This is a genomic window from Paenibacillus sp. PvR133 (genome assembly GCF_017833155.1).
In the GTDB taxonomy this organism is placed as follows: Bacteria; Bacillota; Bacilli; order Paenibacillales; family Paenibacillaceae; genus Paenibacillus; species Paenibacillus polymyxa_B.
Genome location: NZ_JAFIBS010000001.1, coordinates 1,550,608 through 1,576,403, shown reverse-complemented (window position 1 = coordinate 1,576,403; position 25,796 = coordinate 1,550,608). Strand labels below are relative to the sequence as shown.

Here is a 25,796-nt window from a genome sequence, read left to right as displayed (position 1 = left end):
TATGAAAAGATACATCCATAAGATCAAATATCAAGGTCTGTTCTTCAAAATCTTTATTGTTATGGTGGTCAGCATCACTGCGGTGTCCTTGCTGACCTCTTTGGTGACGATTCGGATGTCTGAACGACTTTTTGCTGAGACATTCAGTATTACAAATGCCAAGGTACTCAGCCAGATTCAATCCAGCTTTGAATCCTTCAATGATTCTATCGTGAATGCCGTAACCCATGCTTCGGAAAATGGAACGGTCAAAAACTATCTGACTGGCGGTCAATCTGACTCGATTAACTCGGCAAGAATTTACTTCGGAATGGCACAGCAAATGAAGCAAATTAAATCGAACGTCGATGCCTATGATGTCGGTGTCGCTGTAACAGGTCTGAACGGCCGGAGCTTTTACTCCGACTCGTCCTATTGGCCTGTAACTGCGGAAGAACTTAAAAGCAATGCTATTACAGCCCGAAGTGTAGCACGACCGGCACAGCTTATGTATCAATTGGATACTGAATTATTTCAGCAACAAATGAATAATACCGCGCAAAAGCCAACACCCTATATTATCGCCTCCAAACCATTTATGGAGCGGACCAGCGGCACCCTGTACGGCATGATCTACATCGCTATCCGAGAGCCTGAATTTCGCCGTTTCTATAACAATTTCACGAGCAACGGCAATGATGTGCTTATTTTAGACAAGTCGGGACTGATTGTATCGAGCAACCGCCAGGACCTGATCGGACAACGCTCCAGTGAGCTGCTAGGCTATGCCACAAAAATCAATGAACAGGGACTTAACTACATTAATGCGGATGTGATGAATAAGGAGAGTATCCTCCTTTCCAACTATATCCCTTCATTTGATTTTTATCTGGTGAACATGATTGACAGACAAGCCGCCATTGGACAAATTATTGACGTTAAATCCGTTGTATGGATCTGCATTGCCATCGTACTGATTGCTTTGGTGATCGTTTTTCTGATATCCCGTCGACTGATTCGTTCCCTGACTCGACTGGTGAAGCAAATGTCGACCATACGCGAGAAAAATTTTGATAATTATATCCCGGTAACGGGCAGCTATGAGGTTAGACAATTAAGTCATGCTTACAACTACATGCTGGATGAACTAAATGACTATATCCGTAAGCTTTTAGAGACGCAAAAGGGTCAACGGAACGCAGAGCTTGCTGCACTACAACGGCAGATCAATCCGCATTTTCTGTACAATACACTGGCTTCGATCAAAATGCTGGTGCTCAAAGGAAATAAGGAAACAGCCGCCGAGACGATCAATGCACTCATTTCCTTACTGCAAAATACAATCAGCAATGTGAGTGAAACGATCACCATTGAGCAGGAAATGGCCAACATGCAAAATTATGTGTTCATTAACCATGTGCGCTACGGGCAGCGGGTACAAGTGAATTATTTTGTATCACCCGATTGTCTGGAGTACCATGTGCCCAAGCTCATCATTCAGCCTTTTATCGAAAACTCTTTTTTCCATGCGTTTAATGAAAAAAACGTAGGGCACATCTATATATTGGTGTCCAAAACGGAGCATACATTGATCTGTGAGGTGGTCGATGATGGAGACGGTATGGATTTGGACGGGCATACGGCGCAAGACGGACTTCCGAATCCCAAGAGCAAGCGCCAACTGTTCACAGGCATCGGCATCCAGAATGTGCACAACCGCATTACCCTTTTATATGGAGAAGAATACGGCGTGACCATCTCCAGTAAAAAGGGCGAGGGCACCAAAGTAAGAATGACCCTCCCCCTGATTTTGAAATCAAACGACTCCAGCAAATAATATATACACTGAACTAAAGATGCACGAAGTGCCACTGCGCGGTCGGATGGTGCTTCCCATCGCTGTTGTATCCAGATTTCTTTATCCAAATTATATAAGGTTGAAATCCGGATACAAAGGCGACCGCTACGCTTGTACAGCACCATTCCGCCCACTCCGTTTTTGTTCCACTTTTTTCATTTTTAGTTCAACCTAAAAAAAGTACCTAAACCAAAATAAAATACAATTGTAAGCGGTACCTTTTTTGATAAATCATAATAATAAAACCAAACCGTATAAAGATATTCCTAACACCGACAAAGTATGGATGGTACACTAGATTTATAAATGAGGTAACCGCTTTCATCTAAGAGCTTTAGAACTAGTAAGCAACATATAAAAAAAAGAGTAGGGGTTGAACAAAATGAAAAAAATGACTTTCCTTCTGCTGATTGCAAGCTTGATCTTGCTATCCGCATGCTCCAGCAATTCCGAGAAAGCAGCTACTACAACAGATTCAGGCAAAAAAGAAATCACCGTCTGGGCTTGGGACCCGAACTTTAATATCGCAGCCCTGAAGCTGGCAAAAGATCGCTACGTTGCCAAACATCCAGATGTAACCGTAAACATTGTTGAATATGCTCAAAACGATATCGTACAAAAAATGAATGCCGGCCTTAACTCCGGATCTACCAAAGGATTGCCGAACGTGGTTCTGATCGAGGATTATCGGGCACAGAACTTCCTGCAAGCCTATCCCGATTCTTTCCATGATATGAGCAGCACGATCAAAGCATCCGACTTCGCTGATTATAAAATCGGACCGACTAGCTACAACGGCAAACAGTATGGTGTTCCATTCGACTCCGGTGTTATGGGACTGTATGTAAGAACGGACTATCTGGAACAAGCCGGCTACAAAGTAGCGGACCTGACTAATATTGATTGGGACAAATTCATTGAAATTGGTAAAGCCGTAAAACAAAAAACAGGCAAAGAAATGCTGACTCAAGATCCGAATGACCTCGGTCTGATCCGTGGTATGATCCAAACTGCAGGTTCATGGTACCTGAAAGAAGACGGTAAAACACCGAACCTGGCTGGTAATCCAGCTCTGAAAGAAGCACTCTTGACGTACAAATCCTTGTTCGACGCTAACATTGTTAAAATGAATGCCGACTGGAGTCAGTTCCTGGCCGCATTCAACAGCGGTGCAGTTGCTTCCGTACCTACAGGTAACTGGATTACACCTTCGATCAAAGCAGAAGCTTCGCAATCGGGTAAATGGGCCGTTGTTCCTTTCCCTAAGCTGAAAAATATACCTGAATCCGTGAATGCTTCCAGCCTCGGCGGCAGCTCCTGGTATGTCCTTAACTCGGACGGTCAAGATACCGCTGCTGATTTCCTGAAAGAGACATTCGGAACAGATCAAGAGCTGTATCAAGATATGCTGAGCAAAATTGGAATTGTCGGTTCATTGAACGCAGCTTCCAGCGGTAAAGCTTATGACGTGGAAGATCCGTACTTCGGAGGCGACAAAGTATATAAGAAATTTGCAGAATGGACTAAGCAAGTTCCAAAAGTCAATTATGGCCTGCACACGTATGCCATTGAGGATATCATGACCGTTGAAATTCAAAACTATCTGAACGGAAAAGATGTAGACGCAGTTCTGAAAGATGCTCAAGGACAGGCGGAAGCACAGCTTAAATAAGACAGTCCATCTAGCCAAGGCTAAACAATAAAACGATAAGCACTTAAAACCTTGGGCTTGCGAGTTCAAGGTTTTATTGCTGCACAGGGAGTTGACATGGTATGAAGACAGCCGCGCCCAAAATAACTACAACACGTCTCAAAGCAGGTATGACAGGATGGTTGTTCATATCCATCGCAGTGATCATGATCGCCGCTTTTTATTTCTATCCGATGATTCAGGCGCTTATCTTGTCCTTTAAGACAGGTACAGGGTCTAATCTGAGCTTTAACGGCATTGATAACTACAAGCGACTCTTCACCGATAAAATGTTTATAACCGCCGTGAAGAATACGTTTATCTATTTAATTTTCCAGGTACCTTTGATGGTCATTCTGGCTCTGTTCATTTCGGTATTGTTGAATGATAAAAACCTGAAATTCAAGGGCTTTTTCCGCACAGCTATCTTCTTGCCGTGTATCACATCCCTTGTAGCATATTCGGTTGTCTTCAAGTACTTGTTCTCGTCCGACGGTCTGGTAAACTCCTTATTGCTGAATCTGCACGTGATTGGCACGCCCATCCAATGGATTACAGATCCTTTCTGGGCCAAGGTTACGATTATTATCGCGATCACATGGCGCTGGACTGGTTATAATATGATCTTTTACCTATCCGGTCTTCAGAACATTGACAGTTCCATCTACGAAGCGGCCCGTATTGACGGAGCTTCCCCTATCCGACAGTTTTTCAGCATTACAGTTCCACTGCTTAAGCCGATTATCCTGTTCACTTCGATTACATCAACGATTGGTACACTCCAACTCTTCGATGAAATTATGAATATTACCAAGGGTGGGCCAGGGAACGCGACATCTTCAATTTCGCAATATATTTACAATCTGTCCTTCAAATATTCATCCGACTTTGGTTATGCGGCGACCGTATCTTATTCCATCGTCATTATGATTATTATCTTGTCAATTATCCAGTTCAAAGTGGCAGGTGAGAAAAAATGATGAAAACAAAAAGAGCATTTACGTACGCCTTTCTGATCCTTGTGTCGTTCGTTTCGATTTTCCCGTTCCTCTGGATGCTATCCAGCTCCACGAACCTGTCGGTCGATGTGACCAAAGGCAAGCTTCTGCCTGGCTCCCATTTGATGGATAACATGCACAATTTGCTTGAAAAAGTAGACATCGTTACCGCACTAAGTAACTCTGCAAAAGTCTCCATCTCAACTACGCTGCTGGCTATGCTAATCGCATCACTGGCCGGTTATGGCTTTGAAATTTACAGAAGTAAAGCGAAAGACGTTGTCTTCAATATCCTGCTGATGTCTATGATGATTCCGTTTGCGGCGATCATGATCCCGCTCTACCGGATGTTCGGCAGTATTTCTAATGTCATACCGTGGATCGGTATTGATACACTCTCTTCTGTCGTCATTCCGACCGTAACTACGGCGTTCCTGATCTTCTTTTTCCGTCAAAGCACCAAGATGTTTCCTAAGGATCTACTGGAAGCAGGTCGTATGGATGGATTATCCGAGCTGGGTCTGTTCTTCCGGGTGTATATGCCTACGATGAAAACAACCTATGCCGCTGCCGCAATCATCACATTCATGTCCAGCTGGAACAACTACCTCTGGCCTCTGATTGTGCTGCAAACGCCGGAGAATCAAACGATTCCGCTGTTGATCTCGAACCTTGGCTCCAGCTATGCACCGGATTACGGTGTCATCATGATCGCCATTGTCCTGTCCACACTGCCGACTGCACTGGTATTCTTCCTGATGCAGAAACACTTTGTAGCGGGCATGGTTGGTTCGGTAAAATAACAAATTACTGTGTAATATCTTCATTTCATTTTAAAAATAAGGAGTGTTCGCCTTGACCATCCATACCCCTAGTCTGGACTGGCTGACCGACGTAACCAAATTTGCTGTACATCGGCTGCCCGCCTATTCCGATCACAAATATTACGCTACGCTTCAGGAAGCGGAGCAGCATGCTGATATGGCTTGGCGTCATAGCCTGAATGGGAGCTGGAAGTTTAACTATGCAACGAATCCAGCCAGCCGTCCGGTAGAGTTCTATGCGCCCGGCTTTGAGTATGGCGGCTGGAGCGATATTCAAGTGCCGGGTCACATTCAGACGCAAGGCTTTGGCCAAATGCAGTACGTGAATACGATGTATCCATGGGACGGACATTCGGACGTTCGTCCACCCCATATTCCGGAGGACCACAACCCGGTCGGGAGCTATATCAAAAGCTTTGTTTTGCCGGAAAATATGGCTTCGGGCGCGCAGCCTGTGTTCATTTCTTTCCAAGGCGTCGAGTCGGCTTTCTATGTATGGCTGAACGGACAATTTGTCGGTTACAGCGAGGACAGCTTTACACCGTCTGATTTTGAACTGACACCGTTCCTGCAAGCAGGCGAAAACAAGCTGGCAGTGGAGGTATATCAAAGAAGTACGGGAGCGTGGCTGGAGGATCAGGACTTTTGGCGTTTTTCCGGTATTTTCAGAGACGTATATCTCTATACCATCCCTACGGTTCACGTACGTGACCTGCATGCCAAGGCGGATCTGGATGCTTCCTACACGCAGGGTCTTCTGGAGCTGAAATTGACCTTGGAAAAGCCGGCAACGGCCTATGCAACTGTCGATGTGAAAGATGCTGCCGGCCATGTTGTAGCTTCTTTGAAAGCTGACTTTACTGATGGCAAAGCTTCGCTGTCAGCAGCCTTGGAGCAAGTGCAGCGTTGGAGTGCCGAGAAACCTTATTTGTACACATTGTTCATTCAAATTTATGATGCCAGTGGATCGCTCGTGGAAGTCATTCCACAAAAAATTGGCTTCCGTAAATTTGAGCTGATCAACAAGGTCATGCATTTGAATGACAAACGCATCGTCTTTAAAGGTGTGAACCGCCATGAATTTAACGCTCGCACCGGACGTGCGATTTCCCGTGAAGATATGCTGTGGGATATCCGGACGCTCAAGCAGAACAATATGAACGCTGTTCGCACCTCTCATTATCCAAATCAGACTCTGTGGTATGAGCTATGCGATGAGTACGGGGTCTATGTAATTGATGAAATGAACTTGGAAACACACGGTTCCTGGCAAAAACTCGGCGCCGTCGAGCCATCGTGGAATATTCCCGCCAATCTGCCTGAGTGGCAGGATATCGTCATGGATCGCGCCATTTCCATGCTGGAACGGGACAAAAACCATGCGTCCATTCTGATTTGGTCCTGCGGCAATGAGTCGTATGCAGGTGAAGTGCTGCGCAATGTAGCCAACTATTTCCGAGCCACCGACCCGAGCCGTTTGGTGCACTACGAAGGCGTGTTTCACAACCGTACGTACGATGATACCAGCGATATGGAGAGTCGGATGTACGCCAAACCTGCAGATATTGAGCAATATCTGAACGACAATCCGCAAAAACCGTATATCAGTTGCGAATACATGCATGCGATGGGTAATTCCGTAGGCGGCATGCACAAGTATACCGAGCTGGAGAACAAATACGAGCTGTACCAGGGCGGTTTTATATGGGATTATATTGATCAGGCTGTTATGAAAAAAGATCGCTACGGACGCGAGTACCTCGCGATCGGCGGCGACTTTGACGACCGTGCCACAGACTATGGCTTCTGTACGGACGGAATTGTCTATGCGGACCGGAAGGTTTCGCCGAAGATGCAGGAGGTCAAATTCCTGTATCAAAATCTGAAGCTCACCCCGGATCGCAGCGGTGTAACCCTGCGCAATGAAAACCTGTTCGAGGGAACGGGCGACTATGAGCTAGTATACAGTCTACTGCATGAAGGCCAAGAAATCGTACGTAATGCCATTCATGTAGATGTGGCGGCTCAGACCGAAGCCTATATTCCACTGACGTTCCCCCTTACGGACGGAAAGCCCGGTGAGTACGTCATTCACACCGCTCTAGTTTTGAAAGAATCCACGCTCTGGGCTGAGGCTGGGCATGAAGTGGCCTTCGGACAGCATATTTTCATCGTGGAAGATCCAAATCCGCTAAAGATCCCTACGGGCGGTGTCTTACGAGTGGTTCATGGTGATGTTAACATTGGCGTTCACGGTGCAGATTTCAGTATGATGTTCTCCAAAGGAGCAGGCAGCCTGACTTCACTTCGCTACGCCGGACGTGAGATGATCGCCATACCTCCTGCCCCATTGTTCTGGCGGGCGACCACAGACAATGATCGGGGAACTGCTCTGGGCTTCGAAGCCGGTGGCTGGTTCGCTGCAAGTCTGACACGTAAATGCGTGGACATTCAGGTCACGGAAGAGCAGACAGACCGTGTAACCGTTACATTCCGCTACACGCTTAGCATCCATGCAGACGTACAGGTAACGGTAGCCTACACCGTCTTGGTGGATGGCAGTCTGAACGTAAAATCAACTTATGAAGGCGTCTCAGGACTGCCTAACCTGCCGATCTTTGCTCTTTCGTTCAAGGTTCCGGCGGACTACCGCCATCTGGACTGGTACGCGATGGGACCGGAAGAGAATTACATCGACCGTGCCTTTGGCGCGAGACTAGGCGTATTCCACAACGAAGCTGCGGATAACGTATCCGGGTATGTCGTACCGCAGGAATCCGGCAACCGTACAGGCGTGCGCCGTGTCGATATTACCGACGATTCTCAGCGTGGTATTCGCATTACTGCTCCTGCCACCGCACCTGTGGAATGCAATATTTCACCGTACACAGCGTTCGAGCTGGAAAGCGCCTACCATCAGTATGAGCTGCCAAACGTCTACTACACCGTTGTTACCGTAGCCGGCAAGCAAATGGGCGTAGGCGGCGACGATAGCTGGGGAGCTCCGGTACATGAAGAATACCAAATTACAGCCGATCAAAAGCTGGAATTCGAATTTACCGTGCAACGAGTATAAATAAGCACGCTCACTGTATAGACAAGTAGATATAACAAAAGCCCTTCCGCTGCTTCCCTCATGAGAAGCTAAAGCTGGAAGGGCTTTTGTATTTTATCATTCCAATCATACTGTCAGCAGAAAATAAAGTCCTAGGTTGTCGTTGTTTCATTGAATCAACGTCTCCCGTTAGTTCCATGGATTAATATAAAACTAAAATCCAAACTCTGTTACTCTTTCAAGCCACTCACGCATAAGTGACTCAAATAATAGAGCCTGTTCAATCTGAAGATTATGCCCTGCTCGATCTAAAACGGCGAAGGTTGCTCTAGGATAATTTTCTAAAATTCTAAAAGCATCTATGTAACCAACGACTGCATCTTGTCGCCCAAGGGTAAATACTGTTGGTTTATCAAAAACTAATTTATCTATATTGGTAGAAAATCCATAGTTTCTTTGAATCTTGCTAAGAAAATCGTAGTCAGCGATCTTACAACCTGCCACTATCTCTTCAGAATACCTTTTCCAATTATATTCATTGAGAACGACTTGATTTGCGCTAAAATCACTTATTTGCTCTTCACTTAAGGTGCCCATAAACTCGCGATCACAATGAACAACAAAATGCTCGGGCAGTATTCTTCTTTTGTGTTCAGGAATAATTAATGGACAAATCAGAGCAGCTCCACCAATACGATCTTTATGTCTATTAATTATTCCCCTTGTAATATATCCACCGTACGATTCGCCTGCTATGAGATAATCTTGGTTTGGGACAAGAGTTTCAATAAAATTTATAACTGCTTCTAGCATATCATCTGAATTACATATTTGATCGTAGTCCTTTGTTTGTCCCATTCCAGGCAGGTCAAGATAGATACGACGCCAATCGGGATTATCTTCAAATATCGGTTCCATGCACCCACTCATTAACCGATGGTCTGGTGTAAAACCATGGATCATTACAATTGGTTTGCCTTTACCAATTTCCTCGTAATATATATTGGCATTCTTGACTTTACAATATGGCATACAGACCCTCCAAAATTGATTTATTTATAATATTCTTACACTAAAGAAGAATCTACATTGTTTTATCAAGCAAACCAGATCTCCGGTTCGTTTTGATTATATACTCATATATAATACATGTAAAGAACACTTGTTCCCTATTCTTGTTTCTGGAGTTAAACTAACCTGCCCGTTAGCTTAATAAAACAACGTCGCTTTAATACTTTATTTTCCCAGTCTAGAACTTTAGCTAGCTCGTTGCCAAATTAACATACGTTCGCGTGAAATCAAGGTTCTTCAAGTCTCTTTGATCGATCAAAAATTCCAAATACCCTGCGTCCCACCAGCACATACCAACCTCGTCCAAAGAAGAGACCGAGAGCAGAACATGCCAATTTTCCGAAGCTCGATCGTGCTTCTCTCGATTCGTCTGATATTCTTGCAGCTGAGACAACACCTCGGATCGTAAATGCTCCGCATAATCCGTACTTCCCCTATGCATAGCTTGCTCGATTTCCTTATGGATCTGACTCTCACTCTTATGCCAGTTAAACAGAAGACCCTCCAGCCCGTTTCGGCGTAGATAAGCATCCCGCCGGGTGTTCCCTGCAAAAGATTGATGCTGACCCCACACCGTGTCACTTTGTTCACAAACAAGCTCATACAGCTCTTCATACTGATCTACAAGAACATCTCCTAGCTCACCCTCCGACCGCAGGGTAACAATCGGCTGAAAAGAAATTGCATAAGATGTGAAACCCCTGTTCTCAGCACATACTTCAACCTTCCCGGTCGGTGGCAAGGTTTTCTTCAAAGCGCTGCTGTCACCGTTATAGTAAAAGATTTTATGGTCAATATCATAGGCGGGCTCATCCAGCCCAAGAAAAAAGTAAAGTATACCCTGATGAGGCAACCCCTCGTATGGGGAAAAAGGCATTTCACCCAAATTGATTTGAGCAATAAACGTATAATATTCTCCGTCTGAATCACACGGCCACTCGATCGAGGGCGGCAAATCCGGGTAGCCGGCGATCCGACTATTTCCAATGTGTTCGTAATTTTCCTCATGATCCACATGAAATTGTATAGCAGCTTGAGCTTCCTGATGAATCTCTTCTTTTAAATCTTCATCCAGTGAATGCCCTTCCAGTATTCGAGTCAGTTCATCCTTTAATAGTGGTTGTAGCATCTCGCTCGCCCCTTTTCATGAAGTAATAATATAGCCTGCAACCATTTAAACCCTTACCTCAGATTACCAAATAAAAGCCTGACAATCTATTTTTCTAGCAGATATAAGAAAATACATGCTAAAAAGAGACCCCTAGGGCCTCTTTTTTCGTTTCATATGAGAGTAGATAATAGGGTCAGCCCTCAATGGTAATCATTGCTCTTGACTGCAAGCACCTGACGGGCGATTAGCATAAAGGCATCAAAGGAATGGCAATGCTTTAATCGTTCCAGCGTCTCTTCCTGGCGGATCAATTCTACAAACAAATCATAAATCCCCATGGCCTGTTCGTAGTCCTCTTTGCAGATTGAAAGCAGGAATACCACATGAACCTCATGGTTGGCATCCCAAGGAATTGGATTTTCCAGCAAGCACACGCTTACGACCGTTCGGTTAGAGCTTAGCTCCAGGGGATGGGGGATGGCCATCCCTCGATCCAATGCAGTAGAGCCCAGCTTCTCTCTTTCTTTGACTGCTGGCAAAAACTTGTCAGTCACCACTCCTTTTTGCTTTAAAATACCACTCATTTCTTCAATTAGTGTATCTTTGCTCGGCTGATCGGATCGGGTCATAAACCATTGCTTGTCAAAATACCGTAGCAGTGAAGTTTCCTGTTCCTCATCGCTGGCCCGTACCATCCGCGTCATTGTCTCCATATCCCGTTCCGAAGGAATCGGGCTAATCACCGCGGACGGTTTATCCTTACGTTGCTGCAAGTGAATGGTCGAAACGACGAGGTCCTCCTCGACGGTGGACATCTCCTCGTATTCCCGAAGTGAAACCACTCGGGATACATCCAGCTCAGCGAACAGCGAACGCAGCCTGGATTCTAGAATCCGGGCGGTTCCATAGCCGGATCCGCACACCAGCAACACGGTTTTGCGACGCCGATGAGGGATATTGTATTTGCGTTCCAATGCAGCCCCGATATGAAGTGCCAAATAACCGATTTCGTTATCGTTGATGTCGTACGGAAACGATTTTTGTAGTTCTTTTACCGCACCAACTGTGATTTCATAGGCAAGCGGATAATACTTGCGAATATGTCCAAGCAGTGGATTACGCATGTTCATACCATGCTCCAGCCGGGTCAGCATTGGCTTCAAATGTACAAATAAATCCTTGGACAGCCGTTCATCGTCACGCAAGTCATAGGTAAAGCGTTCGTAGACGAATGTCAGCATCCCGCGCACTGCTAAGAAGAGACGATCGGACTGGAGGCGCTCCCACTCGGTTTCGGCCATCTTTTTGCTGACGATATGCAGCAGAACATAATCGAACTCTCCTTCAGGACAGGTGATGCCAAAGGCCTCTTCCATCTCCCTCAGCATGGCGCTAGCCAATTCAATATCCCGCGGACTGCCCACCACCGCCTCAAAGCGTTCTAAACCATGTCCTTCCTTCACTCGCAGCACCATGACCGCCAAATGAGTGATGAGATCTTTCAGCGCCAAATCAGCCATTTTGGTCCCAACGCTCCGCAAATGCTTTAGAATAATTGTCCGGATCTGCGGTAGATCCAATCCTTGAAACAGCTGTTGTTGTTCCAAGGGCATGTCGCTGCGTTGTCCCTCTTCATCGCGGACGTCAGCATATTCAGCCAGGCAGTAACGAATACTCTTTTCTTCCCCAATCACCTTTACACCATGTCCCGGCTTGGTGCGCAGGGTGAGACTATAATCCTCCAGAATCCGACGGATGATTTTAGAATCATTATTCATCGTGGCCCGGCTAATATACAGCTCATCGGCGAGATCTTCCATCTTCACGTATTCCCTCGCATTCAGCAGCTTGAACAGTTCATACCGTATGCGCTCTTCTGGAGCCCCCGGTAGCTGCTGACTTACTTCTGTTTCTTCCTGACTTTCATCAGCAAAAAAATGGTATTTCTCACGGTCATCAACCCTAATCGTATAGCCGCTACCCCTCTTGGATTCCAGATATGCTCCATATTCATTCAGCATACTGTCCAGCTTCTTAAGATCATCGCGGATGGTCCGCTCTGTTACCTCCAGCCGCTCAGCGAGCGCTTTGGTGGTCCAAGACCAGCCTTGATCATTTCCACTGACGAGCTGGTACAGCTTTTTCAAGCGTTTGTAGGGAAAAATCATGTAGATATAAGACCTCCTTTCCGATAAACCGTATTTTACTTCCACGTTATTTCAATTCCGGGGTTACCAGTACCGTTAATAGCTTGCAATGCTGCAATTCCGGCAATTGTGCACCTTCCGTATCGGACGAAACCAATGTTTCTCCCTTGGAACGCTCATCCAGCGAAACCAACTCGTAATGGGCCGATTCACTGTATGTGATATGTGCAGTCGCATTTTTCTCTAAATAAGGATTAAATACACGGACGATATAACCATCACTATGCTCTGCTTTCTTGAATGCACTCAAGATTACATTGGAATCCTTGCTAAAAGATAACAGGCTATAGTTTTGCTCAAATATTCTTTCTTCGTCTCGGAAGGCAAAAATTAAACGGCCGTTCAGAAAATCAGACAGCTGGTAGCTGGACAATGGTGTTAAATATTCCTTGGCCGCTTGAGCAATGCCCGCCTCATCAAACCCGGACTCGTGGACATGTAGAGCAAACGTAAATGAAAGCTCACCGAGCAGCTGTGCATCTGGCGTTTCTACGATCTTTTCTCCTGAGGCACGACCCGGGCGGTATAGCAGATTCTCCTTGCCCATATAACCAAAAGTGCGGAATAACGTCAGCGCTATTGTATCATGTTCATGTCCAATGATTTCATATTCCCTTACTCCTTCAGTCATCACGGCTACTCCATGGGAACCATTGTTTAATGCAACATAGCTTTGCATAGCTTCAATGGTGATCGGCTTTTCCGTCCACTGCTCCCGTTCCCATACCTTTACTTCCTCCAGCGTAGTTGGACGGGCAATGACTCCGAACGGCTGATCTGCAATAGATAGCTTAGAGGCAATCCCGGTATCAAATAGCACCCGCAGACGGTGACTCAGCACTCGGTTGTCCACATCCACCGAGAAACGTATCAGGCGTTCACCTTTCCGCAAGGAGACCGATGCCTGCAGTGGCAACTCAGCTGAAGTCCCAGCAGCGGAACGCTCATTTAAATCATACGGAACCTTCAGTTTCATCCGAAGGGACAATTCTTCGGATACCGTACTTTTGGATGTTATCGTCTCCACATCAGTACCAAGCGAAGAAACTGTAAGATCACATTCCGGTGGAGAATAGTTGTAGGAATCTCCATCATCTCCGTTTTCCTCGAACACCATCTGATCTGAGTACACACGTCCCGAAATTTTATCCGTGATGCTTAATGCCCCGTTCTCCTGTACGGCTATGCTATAGAATTCATTTTCAATATGTTTTCCGTTGCTACGTTCTGCTGTTGCATCCCCTGTTGCACTAAAATCAAATATAATTTGTGTGTACCCCATAGCAGGTACTTCCTGAAGCTCCACCAACAGCTTGGCACGGAATACACGCTCAGGCAGGTACACCTTTTTGCTCGGATTCAGATCAATATGCTGACCGAGCACGTAGTCTGTTTGTTCCACTTTCTCGGTAATCGTATACAAAAGCTGCTGACCGTTCGTATCCCGAATGACAAAGCTTCCTTCCGGCAAGTAAGCATCAATTTCTGTCACTCCCTTGCGCGGGTAAGGCAACGTATTAAAGATGGTGAAGGCAAAAGTCTCCTCCTGCTTAATCTTCGACGCGATCAGTCGCTTATGCAGCTCCAATACATTCTCCGCGATATCTCGCGCCTGTTTATAACGAAAAGCCACATCCCGATTCGTCGTATCACTATTGCATCCACCAATGCTGTCGTGGGCTGCATTTTCAAACAACAGCTTCCATATATCCTTCACGATATAATGTGGATATTCATGCCCAAGTGCATGGCTGATCGACAGTACAGGTTCCAGCGTGTTCACGATTAAATGTTCAATCTCGTTATTTTGCTGCTTAAGGTCAGCTCGTGTGGAAAAAATCGACTTATGAATACGCATATGCTTGGCTTCCATAAGCTCTCCTTCCAGTACAGGAAGGTCGTTGCTGTCCTTTTCAATCTCTTCAAGGAAACGTTCCGGCTCATTCATCACATATTCCCGTTCCGGGTCCAGCTCGTTGAATGTGCGAATCAATTCTGGCAAGTTCAGGCGGATAGGTGCTTGGTCGAAACCGTTGGGAAAATAAACATGGCGGGTAGACGCTTTTTCTTCCAGCGCACCGATCTGGCTGTCGAGATACGCCTCAAGTTCTCCCGCTTCCTCTGGAATATTCCCACCATAGTAGTAGCCAAACGGCATCTGTACCGCAAACACCTGACTGCCATCCGACCCCTTCCACAAAAACTCGGTTTTAGGATTCGTATTATCGGCTACCCCGCGCCAGAATAGAAAATGCCGAATACCGAACTCCTGATAAATCTGCGGCATCTGCGCCGACTGGCCGAAGGCATCCGGCACATAACCGACCTTCATGGCATGACCATATTTCTGCGCCGTTTCCATACCGTAATACAGATTACGGACCATCGATTCACCGGAAATCACCAATTGATCCGTCTGCGTATACCACGGCCCGGTCATCAGGCGTTTATCGCTTACCAGACGGCGAATGCGCTCTTCATCCTCCGGGCACCAGCGGGTATAATCGTCAAGCAAGGACCCTTGGGCATCCAAAAGATAGTATTTAAAACCGTCCCCATTCTCCAACGCATCCAATACTTCTTTCACATGCTTCACCAAGTAGACTTTGGATCTGGAAGTGGTAAAATACCATTCTCGATCCCAGTGAGTATGTGGTATGACATGCACTTTCGTACGGCTCATATCTCGTTCTCCCTCCATGCTGTCTATTCTTTATCTAGTGATATTTAGTCAAATACAAGCTCAATGTCTTCTCCATTTTTCTTAACAGAGGCCTCTTTCGTTTCAGCCTGCTGCTGTTCTTCCTCACGGAAATTGACGAGCAAGGTTCCTGCCACAATGATTAATGCGCCTGTAACCCCTCCAGCCAGATATGCAAACGGAGTACCTACGGAGATGGCGCCATACAAACCGCCAATTGGAGGCATGATGACATGTGCGCCCAGCAAAGCCGTCAATGCTGCACCTGCTGCGCAGGCAATCATATTTAATGGAATCAGCTTGGCAGGGTTACGCAGTGTAAACGGGATAGCCCCTTCCGTAATTCCGATAATGCCCATGATCACGGAGCCTTTTCCAGCTTCCCGATATGTTTTGGAAAAGCGATGTTTCAGAATTAGGGTTGCAATTCCATAGCCTAGCGGTGGAATACAGATGGCAATGTTTACGAAAATATTGGGTAAATACACACCCGACAGGAATAACGCATTTCCCGCCATCCAGGCAGCTTTATTGACGGGACCCCCAAGATCGAACCCAATCATGGCTCCCAAAATTAAGGCTAGCGCCAAGGTGCTGGTTCCGCTCTCACTCATATGCTTAATCCAGTTGACCAGTCCTTCATTAATCGCGCTCAACGGCCCACCTAGGATGACGGACATGAGAATCCCGGTTAAGCCTACCGTAATGAGCGGCAAAATAATTAGCGGAACAGAACCTGCGGCCGGACCTGTGATTTTCACTTTGTTTTTCACCCAGAGGGTGACATACCCCGCGAAAAAACCTGCAACAAGAGCACCCAAAAATCCCGCATTCGTCTCCTGTGCCAATACGCCGCCAATCAGCCCCGCTGCAAGTGCAGGCTTATCACCAATCGAATAGGCGATATACCCCGCCAAAACCATGTTTAGCAGTCCAATTCCGCGCCATCCTACATTTTGCATTAAATATAAAACATGAAGAAATCCACTTTTGTCAGCATATGGATCAAGGTCAGTGACACCCATTGTCAGACCGATAATTTTACACACGGCAACAATCAAGGAGCCTGCAATAATAACCGGAAGCAGGTAAGAAATGCCTGTCATCAGATGCTTTTTAGCTTCACTCAGCCATTTTTTCATCATGTTCTCCCCCATTATGAATACTACTGTTATCCAAAGGCTCATCGGATATCATTCAGATCATCTACACTGCTGATTGTCCGTGTTGCCTTCCTAATCTTATTTTTGAGCAGAGATGGCCTCCACCGCTTTGGTAAGAACCGCTTCCGCATTGTTGACCGCATGACCGATTTTGACGCGAACGATTCTTTTATCTTCAAAACGCTCTGCATCCTTCACTGTCTGATCCGAGGCAATCAGTACAAAATCCGCCGCTGCAATGTCTTCCTCCGTAAGTTTGTTCACTTGGCCTAGTGCGCCTTGCTGTTCCACTTTAATATGGTGACCGAGCTGTGCCGCCGCTTTTTCCAGTGCTTTTGCCGCCATTGGAGTATGAGCCAACCCTGCGATACAGGATGTAACGCTTACAATTTTCATTATGACACCAACCCTTCTGTATACTGTTCCAGCAAATGGTACACATCGTCGCTGCTATTAGCACCCGCTACCGCTTCTTTGAAGGAATCCTCTAAGAGCAGGGTTGCGAGCGAGGAAATAATTTGTAAATGGGATACATCCACGGACCCTTTAGGCACCAAAATACTAAAAATATACTGGACAGGCTTGCCATCATGAGAGGCCCAGTCAATGCTATGTTCCAATCGGATTACGAGGACTGCTGGTCTGGTAACCACTTCGCTCTGCGTATGAGGTATGGCAAACTGATCCTGAAGCCCTGTCGAATATACCTTTTCCCTCTCCCACAAATCCTGCACCAGTTGCTCCCTATGGACGGTGACACCCAGCTTTTCAGCCTCTTGGGCAATAAACTCAAACACAGCCGATTTGGTCTCCAGCTTCTCATCCAAATAAATCTGTTCTCTAGTAATCATGGTGGATGTCTCTCCTCCCTTCTATCTATAGGTGAAACGCTTACAAGTTTATTTTAGCCGACTCTTCCTCCATGTTTTATCTATAAAATTTCCCTATCCAAGCGGAAATGCACTAGACATTGTTCATAAATGTTTTGTGATAGGCATTCCGGTATTGGGAAGGGGTCATATGGACTCTCTTTTTGAACAAACGCATAAAATATTTCTCATCGGTATATCCTGCCTCTTCGGCAACCTGCTTAATGCTCATATCTGTACGGGAAATCAACTCTTTGGCTTTGTTAATACGAATACTATGAATGAACTCCAGGGGACGCATGCCTGTATTTTGCTTGAACAAACGAGATATATAATCCTTGTTGTAATTGAATTTTCGAGCTAAATCCGTCACGGTCAGCGGCTCTTCAGCATGAATTCGGGTCCACTCGATAATTTTGTTAAAACTCACATTCCCCTGTGAACTGACAGGATTGGAAAGCAAGCGGCTCAGTGCCAGTTCCGATATTTCGATCAGCAGCGAGGTGAACAAATAATTTGCACTGTGATACGTAAGATAATGTGAGTTGGCTACATGCAAAATCTGATTGACGATAATATGAATCCGATCTCCGTTGTCTGCCTGTACACATTGCGGTAAATAGATATCACGCATCACACCATGTCGCTGCAAAAGCCCATCCATGACACTTGTTTCCTGCTTCATTTCCTCATTAGATAATACATTCGGGGTCGTGGGAACATCGAAATGAAACCAATAAAATTTCACGCCCGGCAACGATTCCCGGTATCCTTTATGCGTACGACCGGGGTACAGCAATAGAATATCTCCCTCGCCTACTTCAAAATCTTCCCGTTCCTCCCGTATATATACCGTCTCTTGGACGCCCAGGATCAGCTCAAAATTCTCAATGGAACGACTCATATGCTTCCAAGGTACCTCGTTAACAAACTCGCCTGCCGAGATCAGTTGAATCGGAGCATCTACATTTACTTTTAGATAGGTCATGTTATCGCCTCTTTAGATTCATGTTCGGATTTGTCCACCCATTGTATGGTTAAGCTACTGACATACCGCGATTGCAATGCTAATGTAGTGGAGAAATATACACTTTCATCTTAGCTAAGGAGCGATGATTTTGAAAGCTAAAGCTTTTGACTTGCATAAAGTAAGAATTGATTCCGGCCCACTTTTACATGCGATGGAACTGAATACGGCCTATCTGCTGAGTTTGGAACCCGACCGTTTATTATCACGCTTTCGTGAATATGCGGGACTGGAGCCCAAAGCGGCTCACTATGAAGGCTGGGAAGCGCGTGGCATCAGCGGACATACACTCGGTCACTACCTGTCCGGCTGTGCACTGATGTTTGCCTCCACAGGCGACGAAAGACTGTTGGAACGCGTGAACTATGTGGTCGACGAACTGGAAATATGCCAAAACAGTCATGGAAACGGATACATTTCCGGCATTCCACGTGGGAAAGAGATTTTTGAGGAAGTAAAAGCCGGAGATATCCGCTCCCAGGGCTTTGATCTAAACGGCGGGTGGGTGCCGCTATATACCATGCACAAGCTTTTTGCGGGCTTGCGTGATGCACATCTGCTGGCGCATCATCCCAAGGCCCTGTCTATAGAAATCAAACTCGGCAACTGGCTGGAGGATGTACTTCAAGGGCTGGACGATGATCAGGTGCAGCAGGTGCTGCATTGCGAGTTTGGCGGTATGAACGAGGTGCTGACCGATCTGGCGGAGCATTCAGGAGAGGAACGCTTTTTAAGCCTTGCGGAACGCTTTTATCACGGAGAGGTGCTCAATGATCTCGCAGATAGCCAAGATACGCTGGCAGGGCGACATGCCAATACGCAAATTCCCAAAATCATTGGCGCTGCACGGCAATTTGAAATGACGGGAAAACCGCAATATGCGGACCTGTCTCGCTTTTTCTGGGATCGGGTTGTTCACAAGCATTCCTACGTGATCGGCGGCAATAGCTATAATGAACATTTTGGTGAACCCGGGAAGCTGAATGACCGCTTGGGCGAAGGTACCTGTGAAACTTGTAACACCTACAATATGCTGAAATTAACAAGACATATGTTCGAGTGGGACGCCTATGCAGCCTATGCCGACTACTATGAACGAGCGATGTTCAATCATATTCTGGCTTCACAGCAGCCTGTAGATGGACGTGTGTGCTATTTTGTATCGCTGGAAATGGGAGGACACAAGTCCTTTAATTCTCAATATGAGGATTTCACATGCTGTGTCGGTTCCGGTATGGAAAGCCACTCCATGTACGGCACTGCGATTTATTTTCACACGCCAGAAACGATCTATGTCAATCAATATGTCCCTTCTACCGTGTCATGGGACGAGATGGGCGTACAGCTCAAACAAGACACTCTCTTTCCGCAAAATGGACGGGGAACGCTGCGCGTCATCAGCAAGGAGCCCAAATCCTTCGCGATCAAGCTAAGATGCCCGCATTGGGCAGAGCAAGGGATGATGATTAAAATCAACGGGGAAGAGTACGTCACAGAGGCTTGTCCTACCAGCTACGTTGTAATTGAACGGGAATGGAACAATGGGGATACGATCGAGTATGACATTCCTATGACCGTGAGAGTCGAGGAAATGCCGGATAATCCACGCCGAATTGCTTTTATGTATGGGCCGCTAGTGCTGGCTGGGGACCTTGGTCCTGTTGAGCAGGAATCCAACGAAGAACGTCTGCTTGCGTCTGTTCTGATCGGAGCGACCGACTCATTGACAACGAAGCTGATTGCTGACGGGAACGAGCCTAATACATTCCATACGACCAACTTAGGCTATATCGGAGACTTGAAGCTTCGTCCGTTTTATCAAATGTATGATCGTTCATATACCGTCTATTGGGATCTCTTTTCCCAGGAGGAATGGGCAGCAACAGAGGCAGAATATCGTACCGCGTTAGCGTATCAGCTAGAGCTGGAACGACTTACAGTGGACGTTGTGCAGCCTGCCGAAATGCAGCCTGAACGGGATCATGCCTTTACTGGAGAGCATGTAGGTTTGGGGTCCATCTACAACCGCAAATATCGCGACACCTGGCCTGGGGGCTGGTTCTCTTTTGTCATGAAGGTGCTTTCGGATGAGCCTGTCCAATTGGCGGTCACTTATTTGAAGGACTTGAGCCGTCCTCATGGTGACTTTGACATCACTGCGGATGGTCAGATTTTAGGGGAAGGCAAGCTGGAGTCTGAGGAAATGAATAAATTCGAAACGTTCGCCTATGAGCTTCCTCTATCTGTGACGAACCACAAGAAGGAAGTGACGATTCAATTCAAAGCCCACCCACAAGGTAAAGTGGCGAAAGTCGCCGGATTACGAGTGATTAGACATTCTATTGTATGATCAAATTATCTATATAAATCTACTATTCCGCCTACTCCGTTTTGATGTTCGTTTTTTAAAGGAAGCTTATAAAACAACAAGCAGACGCTCCTATAAGCTGTCTGCTTGTTCTGCTTACTGCCTTATAACTTCGATTCATCGTTATTGCTCCATGTTCACTTCACAGCATGTTCATTTCACGGAAGCTGTCTCTAATCTTGCGTAGCTCTTGCTGTGCCCTGCTGTATCGGGAAGCGTAGGTCCAGGCAAGCACCTGATGATAATGTGAAGGCGTTTCAATCGTAGTCACGTTATACATGATCGGAGTCCCGTCTACTTCTCCTTTTAGGGTAAACTCAATGGCTGGGTATCCATTCACCACCAAGTCGGAGGCAATCCCCAATTCAGAGTCCGTAATTCCTGACACCAAATGTTCCTCAATGATTCCTTTATATTCTTGAAGAGTCATACTGCTGTCAAAATCGCTTTTCGGTTCAGATAATACAATCAAATATCTTTCGGTCAATTCATTTTTAATGGAAATATCCGCTTCCTCATTAATCATATTATCTCGTGACCAATTCCACGGAGCCGTAACCGCAAACTGGCTATCCTTACTGGTAAATACCTCAGGCTTCACGATTTGAGTAATGAGCGTAGAAATTAAAAATACAGCAAAGACAATCGAAATGATCGTCATCAGGATGATTACCCCGGACAAAATTCCGGTTTTTTTTCTGCTCACTGTCTCCAAATCCCGTACCTTAACCACATATGTATTCGCAGCCATATCTCCAATCCGTTGTTTCCGAGGTGTCACCAGCACACATATACCAGCGGGCAGCCCGAAGAAAAGCAGCGGATTCGTATCCACCAAATGTATAAGGGTACGGATCAAGGATTTAACCATGCCCGGCGGTTTCCCTTCTCCATTTACGACCTGAATGCGAAGTACAAACTTGCCCAGCGTATAGCCTGTAAGTCCTTCCAGTAACAGATAATAGCAGAAGGAGCCCATCAGGAAGAGCATCACTACCAGGCCCATATTTGGGGTTCCTACTTCAGATACTTTTTTCGCTGTAAAATAAACCAGCCCTCCATACCCGAAGACGATAAGAATGAAGTCAATCATCCAGGCCGCCCATCTTCTGAAGAAGATAGAGGCTCCGTATGTTTCTGATAATACTGCCATCCTATCCGGTTCTCGTCGATGGTAGTTGCCTCTCGTTGCATATGGTCCCGGAGCGACTGTAGATGGATTGTTCGTTACACCATGTTCCTCCAAATGATACACCTCTGTTGTCAGTTTAATCCCGGTTAAGTATAGCATTCTTTTTCATCCAGTGAAGCAAGCCTGCCAGTGCACTGGAGTAAACCGAATCCTGCCGATGAACAAACCACACCTCTAATTTGCGATATTTTTTGGGCAAACGATGAGAAGCAATACTTCCCGCCTCCTCTGCCTTTGCAATCGACGATTGTGGCAACATGGACACCCCTAGACCAGAGGCTACACCACCCAAAATGACTTCCAAGGTTCCGAACTCCATAACCTGATAGGCATCCACACCTGCTTCGCTCAGAAAGCTTTCTGCTCTTGTACGATGCGTGCAGCCTACGTCGAAGAACAGCATAGGCTTGGCAAGCAACTTGCTCATATCACTTTCTCCTGGTTCCGAGATGAGTACCAGTTCCTCTTCAAAAGCTGCAAGATGCTCTATATGCGGATCATCGACGGGGCCATAGACGAACGCTCCATCTAATTCGTAATTTAATACCTTTTGTACGAGATCATGGGTGCTGCCTGTCATAAGCGATAGATGGACATCAGGATATTGAGCGTGATATTCCGTCAATAAAGAAGTCAGATGCGTAACCGCCGCCGTCTCAATCGACCCCAGTCGCAAAGGTCCCGCAGGCTGGTCTGAATATTGAGTGGACTTTTCAGCCTCGTCCAGCAAGGTCAGTATGGTATCCGCATATTCCAGCAGATTCTCTCCTGCTGGCGTTAGCGCCATTCCCCGGTTAGATCGGCGAAATAGCGGTACGTTCAATTGTGCCTCAAGCTGCTGAATCCGCGAGGTCACATTGGACTGTACATAGTTCAAGGCTTGCGCAGCCTTCGTGATACTGCCCTCGCGAGCGACGGCCCGAAAAATTTTCAAATCACTGCTTTCCATGTATACGTCACCTGCTTGGTATGATCATTTGTGATACTCACGTTCGATTTTGTCCATTTTACCGGATGCTTGCCGCTCTGTACAATTCAATATACATGCAATTGCATCTAAATTCGCACCACGGGAGGTTTTAAAATGAAAGCCGTGATACATGCCAGCAAAAATGGCCCTGAGGGTCTGATGTATACAGACGTTACGGACAGACAGCCAGGGCACGATGAGGTGAGAGTAAAACTCAAAGCCGCAGGCTTGAACCATCGGGACCTATTCCTCATGGCAGATCGAGCTGCCAACGATGCTCCACTCATTCTCGGATCGGATGGAGCAGGTGTGATTGAGGCTGTGGGTGCTAGTGTCCCAACCTCGCTGGTAGGCACCGATGTAATTATCAATCCCTGTATCGGATGGGAGAATACGCATCATGTTCCCTTGGTTCCAGCCATTCTGGGCGGACCTTCGGACGGGACATTCGCTGAATCGGTTATCATCCCCGTCCAAAATGCCGTCAGCAAGCCAGCATACCTTTCATGGGAAGAAGCAGGGGTACTGCCTTTGTCTGCTTTGACCGCTTATCGCGCGCTCTTCACAAGAGGCCAGTTGCAGCAGGGTGAGCACGTCCTCATTCCCGGTATTGGCGGTGGTGTAGCCACGTATGCCATGCTTATGGCTTTAGCGGCAGGTGCACGGGTCACCGTCACATCACGCAGCGAAGCAAAGAGTCAGGCTGCCCTCGCCCATGGCGCTAATCATGCATTCGACAGCCATAGTGAATGGAAAGAAAGTATGAACGGAGACACTGTGGATCTGGTTCTTGACAGTATCGGTCCTGCTACATTCGATAAATATTTTGATATCCTCAAGCCGAACGGTCGGATCGTTACATTTGGCGCAAGCTCAGGAGATCGAGTAGAGATTCCGCTGCGGTCTATATTTTTCCCTCAAATCAGCATCATCGGCACCTCTATGGGCAGTGGCGAGGAATTCGCAGCTATGCTTCAGTTTATGGAGTGCCATGCACTCCATCCGATTATAGATAGCGTATTTCCTCTACAAGACACACCGCAAGCCTTCCACCGTATGCAGCAGGGAGCGCAGTTAGGCAATATAGGAATCAGGATGGAGTAAGGGGTCTGAACGAAGTATAGGAATAGAAAAAAATCCACTGCCATAAAATCCCTTCATCCAGAAGTCAATTTTATGGTAGTGGACCTATTCAGTCGATCAAACGATGCTGGACCCATTTGTTGCCGCGGAAGCGCCAAAGGAAGACGATTCCCCGCACGCCCCATTCAATATCCATAGCCAACCAGACACCAACAATCCCCAGATTGAACACTATGCCCAAAATATATCCAAGCACCACCCGACATAACCACATGGACAGCATCGAGGTGAGGGACGTAAATTTTGAATCACCTGCTGCCCTTAGTGCAGAGGGTGTAATAAAGGCAATGGACCAGAGCGGAATCTGGGCCAACGTATTAATCAGAATGACAACAAAAATGTCATCTACGATTTCGGCAGGCGGATGAAATAGCCCCACCATCGGCTCAAACAAAGGCATCAGGATTAATCCCATTACAATAAATGAACAAGACGACAGCCAAATAAACGATTTGGTAAACTTCCGGGCATCCGCGACATTTCGACGCCCCATGCATTGACCGACCACAGTTACAATCGTAAGAGCCAAAGCATTTGCAGGGATTTGGAACACATTAGCTAGGGATGAGCAAATGGCATTCGTCGCCAACGTATTTGTCCCCAGGCTCACAATGAAAATTTGGGTTAAAATTTTGCCCCCATTAAAAAACATCTGTTCCGCTGCAAAGGGAAGCCCGATAAACAGAATCTTTTTAAGCATAGCCAGATTAAAATAAAGCATATCTCTAAGCTGAACACGCAAGTCATCATCTACCCTGACCAAATAGATCAGCGCGCATACTGCTCCTGCATATCTGGACACATTGACGGCAATCGTCATGCCCAGCACACCCATATCCAATACATTAATGAATACCACATTAAGAAGCACATACGAGAGGTTCATGATGAGCGAAAGAGCCAGCGATGCCCTCGTCTTCCCAATGCCCCTCAGCGCCCCACACACTGCCTCAACGATTGCAATCCCCACAAAAGACATACAGCTTCCCAGCAGATATACCTTACCGTTAGCTAATACATCAGGCGAGGCCGAACCAAACAGAACACTTAAAATTGGATTGTACAACACGATCATAAACAAACTGATACATAAGGCCAGCAAGGAAACGGAGGAAATGGTGCCGGATGCAGCTTTAGAGACCATGAGGTCGTTACCGCTCCCCTTATACTGTGCCACGACAACCGTTCCCCCGGTAGACACTGCAACAAACACATTAATCAGAAAAATATTCAAAGAATCGATCATATTTACAGCACTGACTGCCGCCATCCCCGACGAGCTAATCATTGCCGTGTTCACCAAATTAAGACCCACAATAAAAGCCTGATCAATCAGAAGCGGGATAAACAGCGCAATAATCTGTCGATAATCGATAGACTCTCCTGAAAAATGCTTATTCAGAAAGCCATGTGTTCTCATCCTTACACTCAGTTGACTCATATCATCACATTCTTTTTCTCAAATTGAAAAAAACCCTTCAACAGAAGAGCCTTCATGGCGAAAAAATGTATAAAGTTGCAAGGCTAGATGTGTCTAGTTCTTGATTCTGTACACTTTTCTCTACATAGA

18 protein-coding genes are annotated in these 25,796 nt (G+C 46.3%); 7 read left to right on the top strand and 11 right to left on the bottom strand.

Annotated features, from left to right (window positions below; translation table 11 throughout):
- The first annotated feature begins 1 nt into the window (after position 1).
- The 5 genes from JOE49_RS06995 to lacZ all read left to right on the top strand — a co-directional run bounded on the left by JOE49_RS06995 (position 2) and on the right by lacZ (position 8,425).
- Positions 2-1,816: a cache domain-containing sensor histidine kinase gene (locus tag JOE49_RS06995; protein WP_209940790.1), complete on the top strand. Its 1,815-nt coding sequence runs from the start codon at positions 2-4 to the stop codon at positions 1,814-1,816.
- Positions 1,817-2,219: 403 nt separating this feature from the next.
- The gene (locus tag JOE49_RS06990; RefSeq protein ID WP_053324404.1) at positions 2,220-3,509 is read left to right on the top strand and encodes an ABC transporter substrate-binding protein; all 1,290 of its coding nucleotides are present in this window, start codon (positions 2,220-2,222) and stop codon (positions 3,507-3,509) included.
- 101 nt (positions 3,510-3,610) lie between these two features.
- The gene (locus JOE49_RS06985; RefSeq protein ID WP_013308301.1) at positions 3,611-4,507 is read left to right on the top strand and encodes a carbohydrate ABC transporter permease; all 897 of its coding nucleotides are present in this window, start codon (positions 3,611-3,613) and stop codon (positions 4,505-4,507) included.
- Positions 4,504-5,328 carry a carbohydrate ABC transporter permease gene (locus JOE49_RS06980; RefSeq protein ID WP_023986538.1) on the top strand — a complete coding sequence of 275 codons (825 nt, stop codon included), beginning with the start codon at positions 4,504-4,506 and terminating at the stop codon, positions 5,326-5,328. The genes JOE49_RS06985 and JOE49_RS06980 overlap by 4 nt, the downstream gene beginning before the upstream one ends.
- A gap of 52 nt (positions 5,329-5,380) precedes the next feature.
- On the top strand, positions 5,381-8,425 hold the full coding sequence (gene lacZ / locus JOE49_RS06975; RefSeq protein WP_209940789.1) for a beta-galactosidase, LacZ type: 3,045 nt from the start codon (positions 5,381-5,383) through the stop codon (positions 8,423-8,425).
- 192 nt (positions 8,426-8,617) lie between these two features.
- Here lacZ and JOE49_RS06970 read toward each other — a convergent pair whose 3' ends face one another.
- From JOE49_RS06970 to JOE49_RS06935, 8 genes are all read right to left on the bottom strand, one after another.
- Positions 8,618-9,436 (bottom strand): alpha/beta fold hydrolase, encoded by an 819-nt coding sequence (locus JOE49_RS06970; protein WP_023986536.1) that lies wholly within the window; start codon positions 9,434-9,436, stop codon positions 8,618-8,620.
- A gap of 229 nt (positions 9,437-9,665) precedes the next feature.
- A complete protein-coding gene (locus JOE49_RS06965; RefSeq protein WP_209940788.1) occupies positions 9,666-10,604 on the bottom strand; it encodes a YwqG family protein in 939 nt (312 codons plus the stop codon).
- Positions 10,605-10,786: 182 nt separating this feature from the next.
- On the bottom strand, positions 10,787-12,754 hold the full coding sequence (locus tag JOE49_RS06960; protein WP_028541897.1) for a BglG family transcription antiterminator: 1,968 nt from the start codon (positions 12,752-12,754) through the stop codon (positions 10,787-10,789).
- 46 nt (positions 12,755-12,800) lie between these two features.
- Positions 12,801-15,476: a mannosylglycerate hydrolase gene (mngB, locus tag JOE49_RS06955; protein ID WP_245248347.1), complete on the bottom strand. Its 2,676-nt coding sequence runs from the start codon at positions 15,474-15,476 to the stop codon at positions 12,801-12,803.
- A 44-nt stretch (positions 15,477-15,520) separates the two neighbouring features.
- A complete protein-coding gene (locus JOE49_RS06950; RefSeq protein ID WP_209943552.1) occupies positions 15,521-16,636 on the bottom strand; it encodes a PTS fructose transporter subunit IIC in 1,116 nt (371 codons plus the stop codon).
- A 99-nt stretch (positions 16,637-16,735) separates the two neighbouring features.
- Positions 16,736-17,053, bottom strand: coding sequence for a PTS fructose transporter subunit IIB (locus JOE49_RS06945; protein WP_023986530.1), 318 nt, complete (start codon positions 17,051-17,053; stop codon positions 16,736-16,738).
- Positions 17,053-17,508, bottom strand: coding sequence for a PTS sugar transporter subunit IIA (locus JOE49_RS06940; RefSeq protein WP_071639109.1), 456 nt, complete (start codon positions 17,506-17,508; stop codon positions 17,053-17,055). Before JOE49_RS06940 ends, JOE49_RS06945 begins: the two co-directional genes overlap by 1 nt.
- A gap of 112 nt (positions 17,509-17,620) precedes the next feature.
- The gene (locus JOE49_RS06935; protein ID WP_209940786.1) at positions 17,621-18,514 is read right to left on the bottom strand and encodes an AraC family transcriptional regulator; all 894 of its coding nucleotides are present in this window, start codon (positions 18,512-18,514) and stop codon (positions 17,621-17,623) included.
- 130 nt (positions 18,515-18,644) lie between these two features.
- Here JOE49_RS06935 and JOE49_RS06930 point away from each other — a divergent pair, with 130 nt between their 5' ends.
- Positions 18,645-20,903 carry a glycoside hydrolase family 127 protein gene (locus tag JOE49_RS06930; protein WP_209940785.1) on the top strand — a complete coding sequence of 753 codons (2,259 nt, stop codon included), beginning with the start codon at positions 18,645-18,647 and terminating at the stop codon, positions 20,901-20,903.
- A gap of 160 nt (positions 20,904-21,063) precedes the next feature.
- Here JOE49_RS06930 and JOE49_RS06925 read toward each other — a convergent pair whose 3' ends face one another.
- Positions 21,064-22,212, bottom strand: coding sequence for an RDD family protein (locus tag JOE49_RS06925; protein WP_209940784.1), 1,149 nt, complete (start codon positions 22,210-22,212; stop codon positions 21,064-21,066).
- A complete protein-coding gene (locus JOE49_RS06920; protein ID WP_209940783.1) occupies positions 22,190-23,062 on the bottom strand; it encodes a LysR family transcriptional regulator in 873 nt (290 codons plus the stop codon). The genes JOE49_RS06925 and JOE49_RS06920 overlap by 23 nt, the downstream gene beginning before the upstream one ends.
- A 135-nt stretch (positions 23,063-23,197) precedes the next feature.
- On the opposite strand from JOE49_RS06920, the gene JOE49_RS06915 reads away from it, so the two are divergent.
- Positions 23,198-24,187, top strand: coding sequence for a zinc-binding dehydrogenase (locus JOE49_RS06915; protein ID WP_209940782.1), 990 nt, complete (start codon positions 23,198-23,200; stop codon positions 24,185-24,187).
- Positions 24,188-24,275: 88 nt separating this feature from the next.
- On the opposite strand, the gene JOE49_RS06910 is transcribed toward JOE49_RS06915, so the two are convergent.
- Positions 24,276-25,667, bottom strand: coding sequence for an MATE family efflux transporter (locus tag JOE49_RS06910; RefSeq protein WP_209940781.1), 1,392 nt, complete (start codon positions 25,665-25,667; stop codon positions 24,276-24,278).
- Positions 25,668-25,796 lie beyond the last annotated feature (129 nt).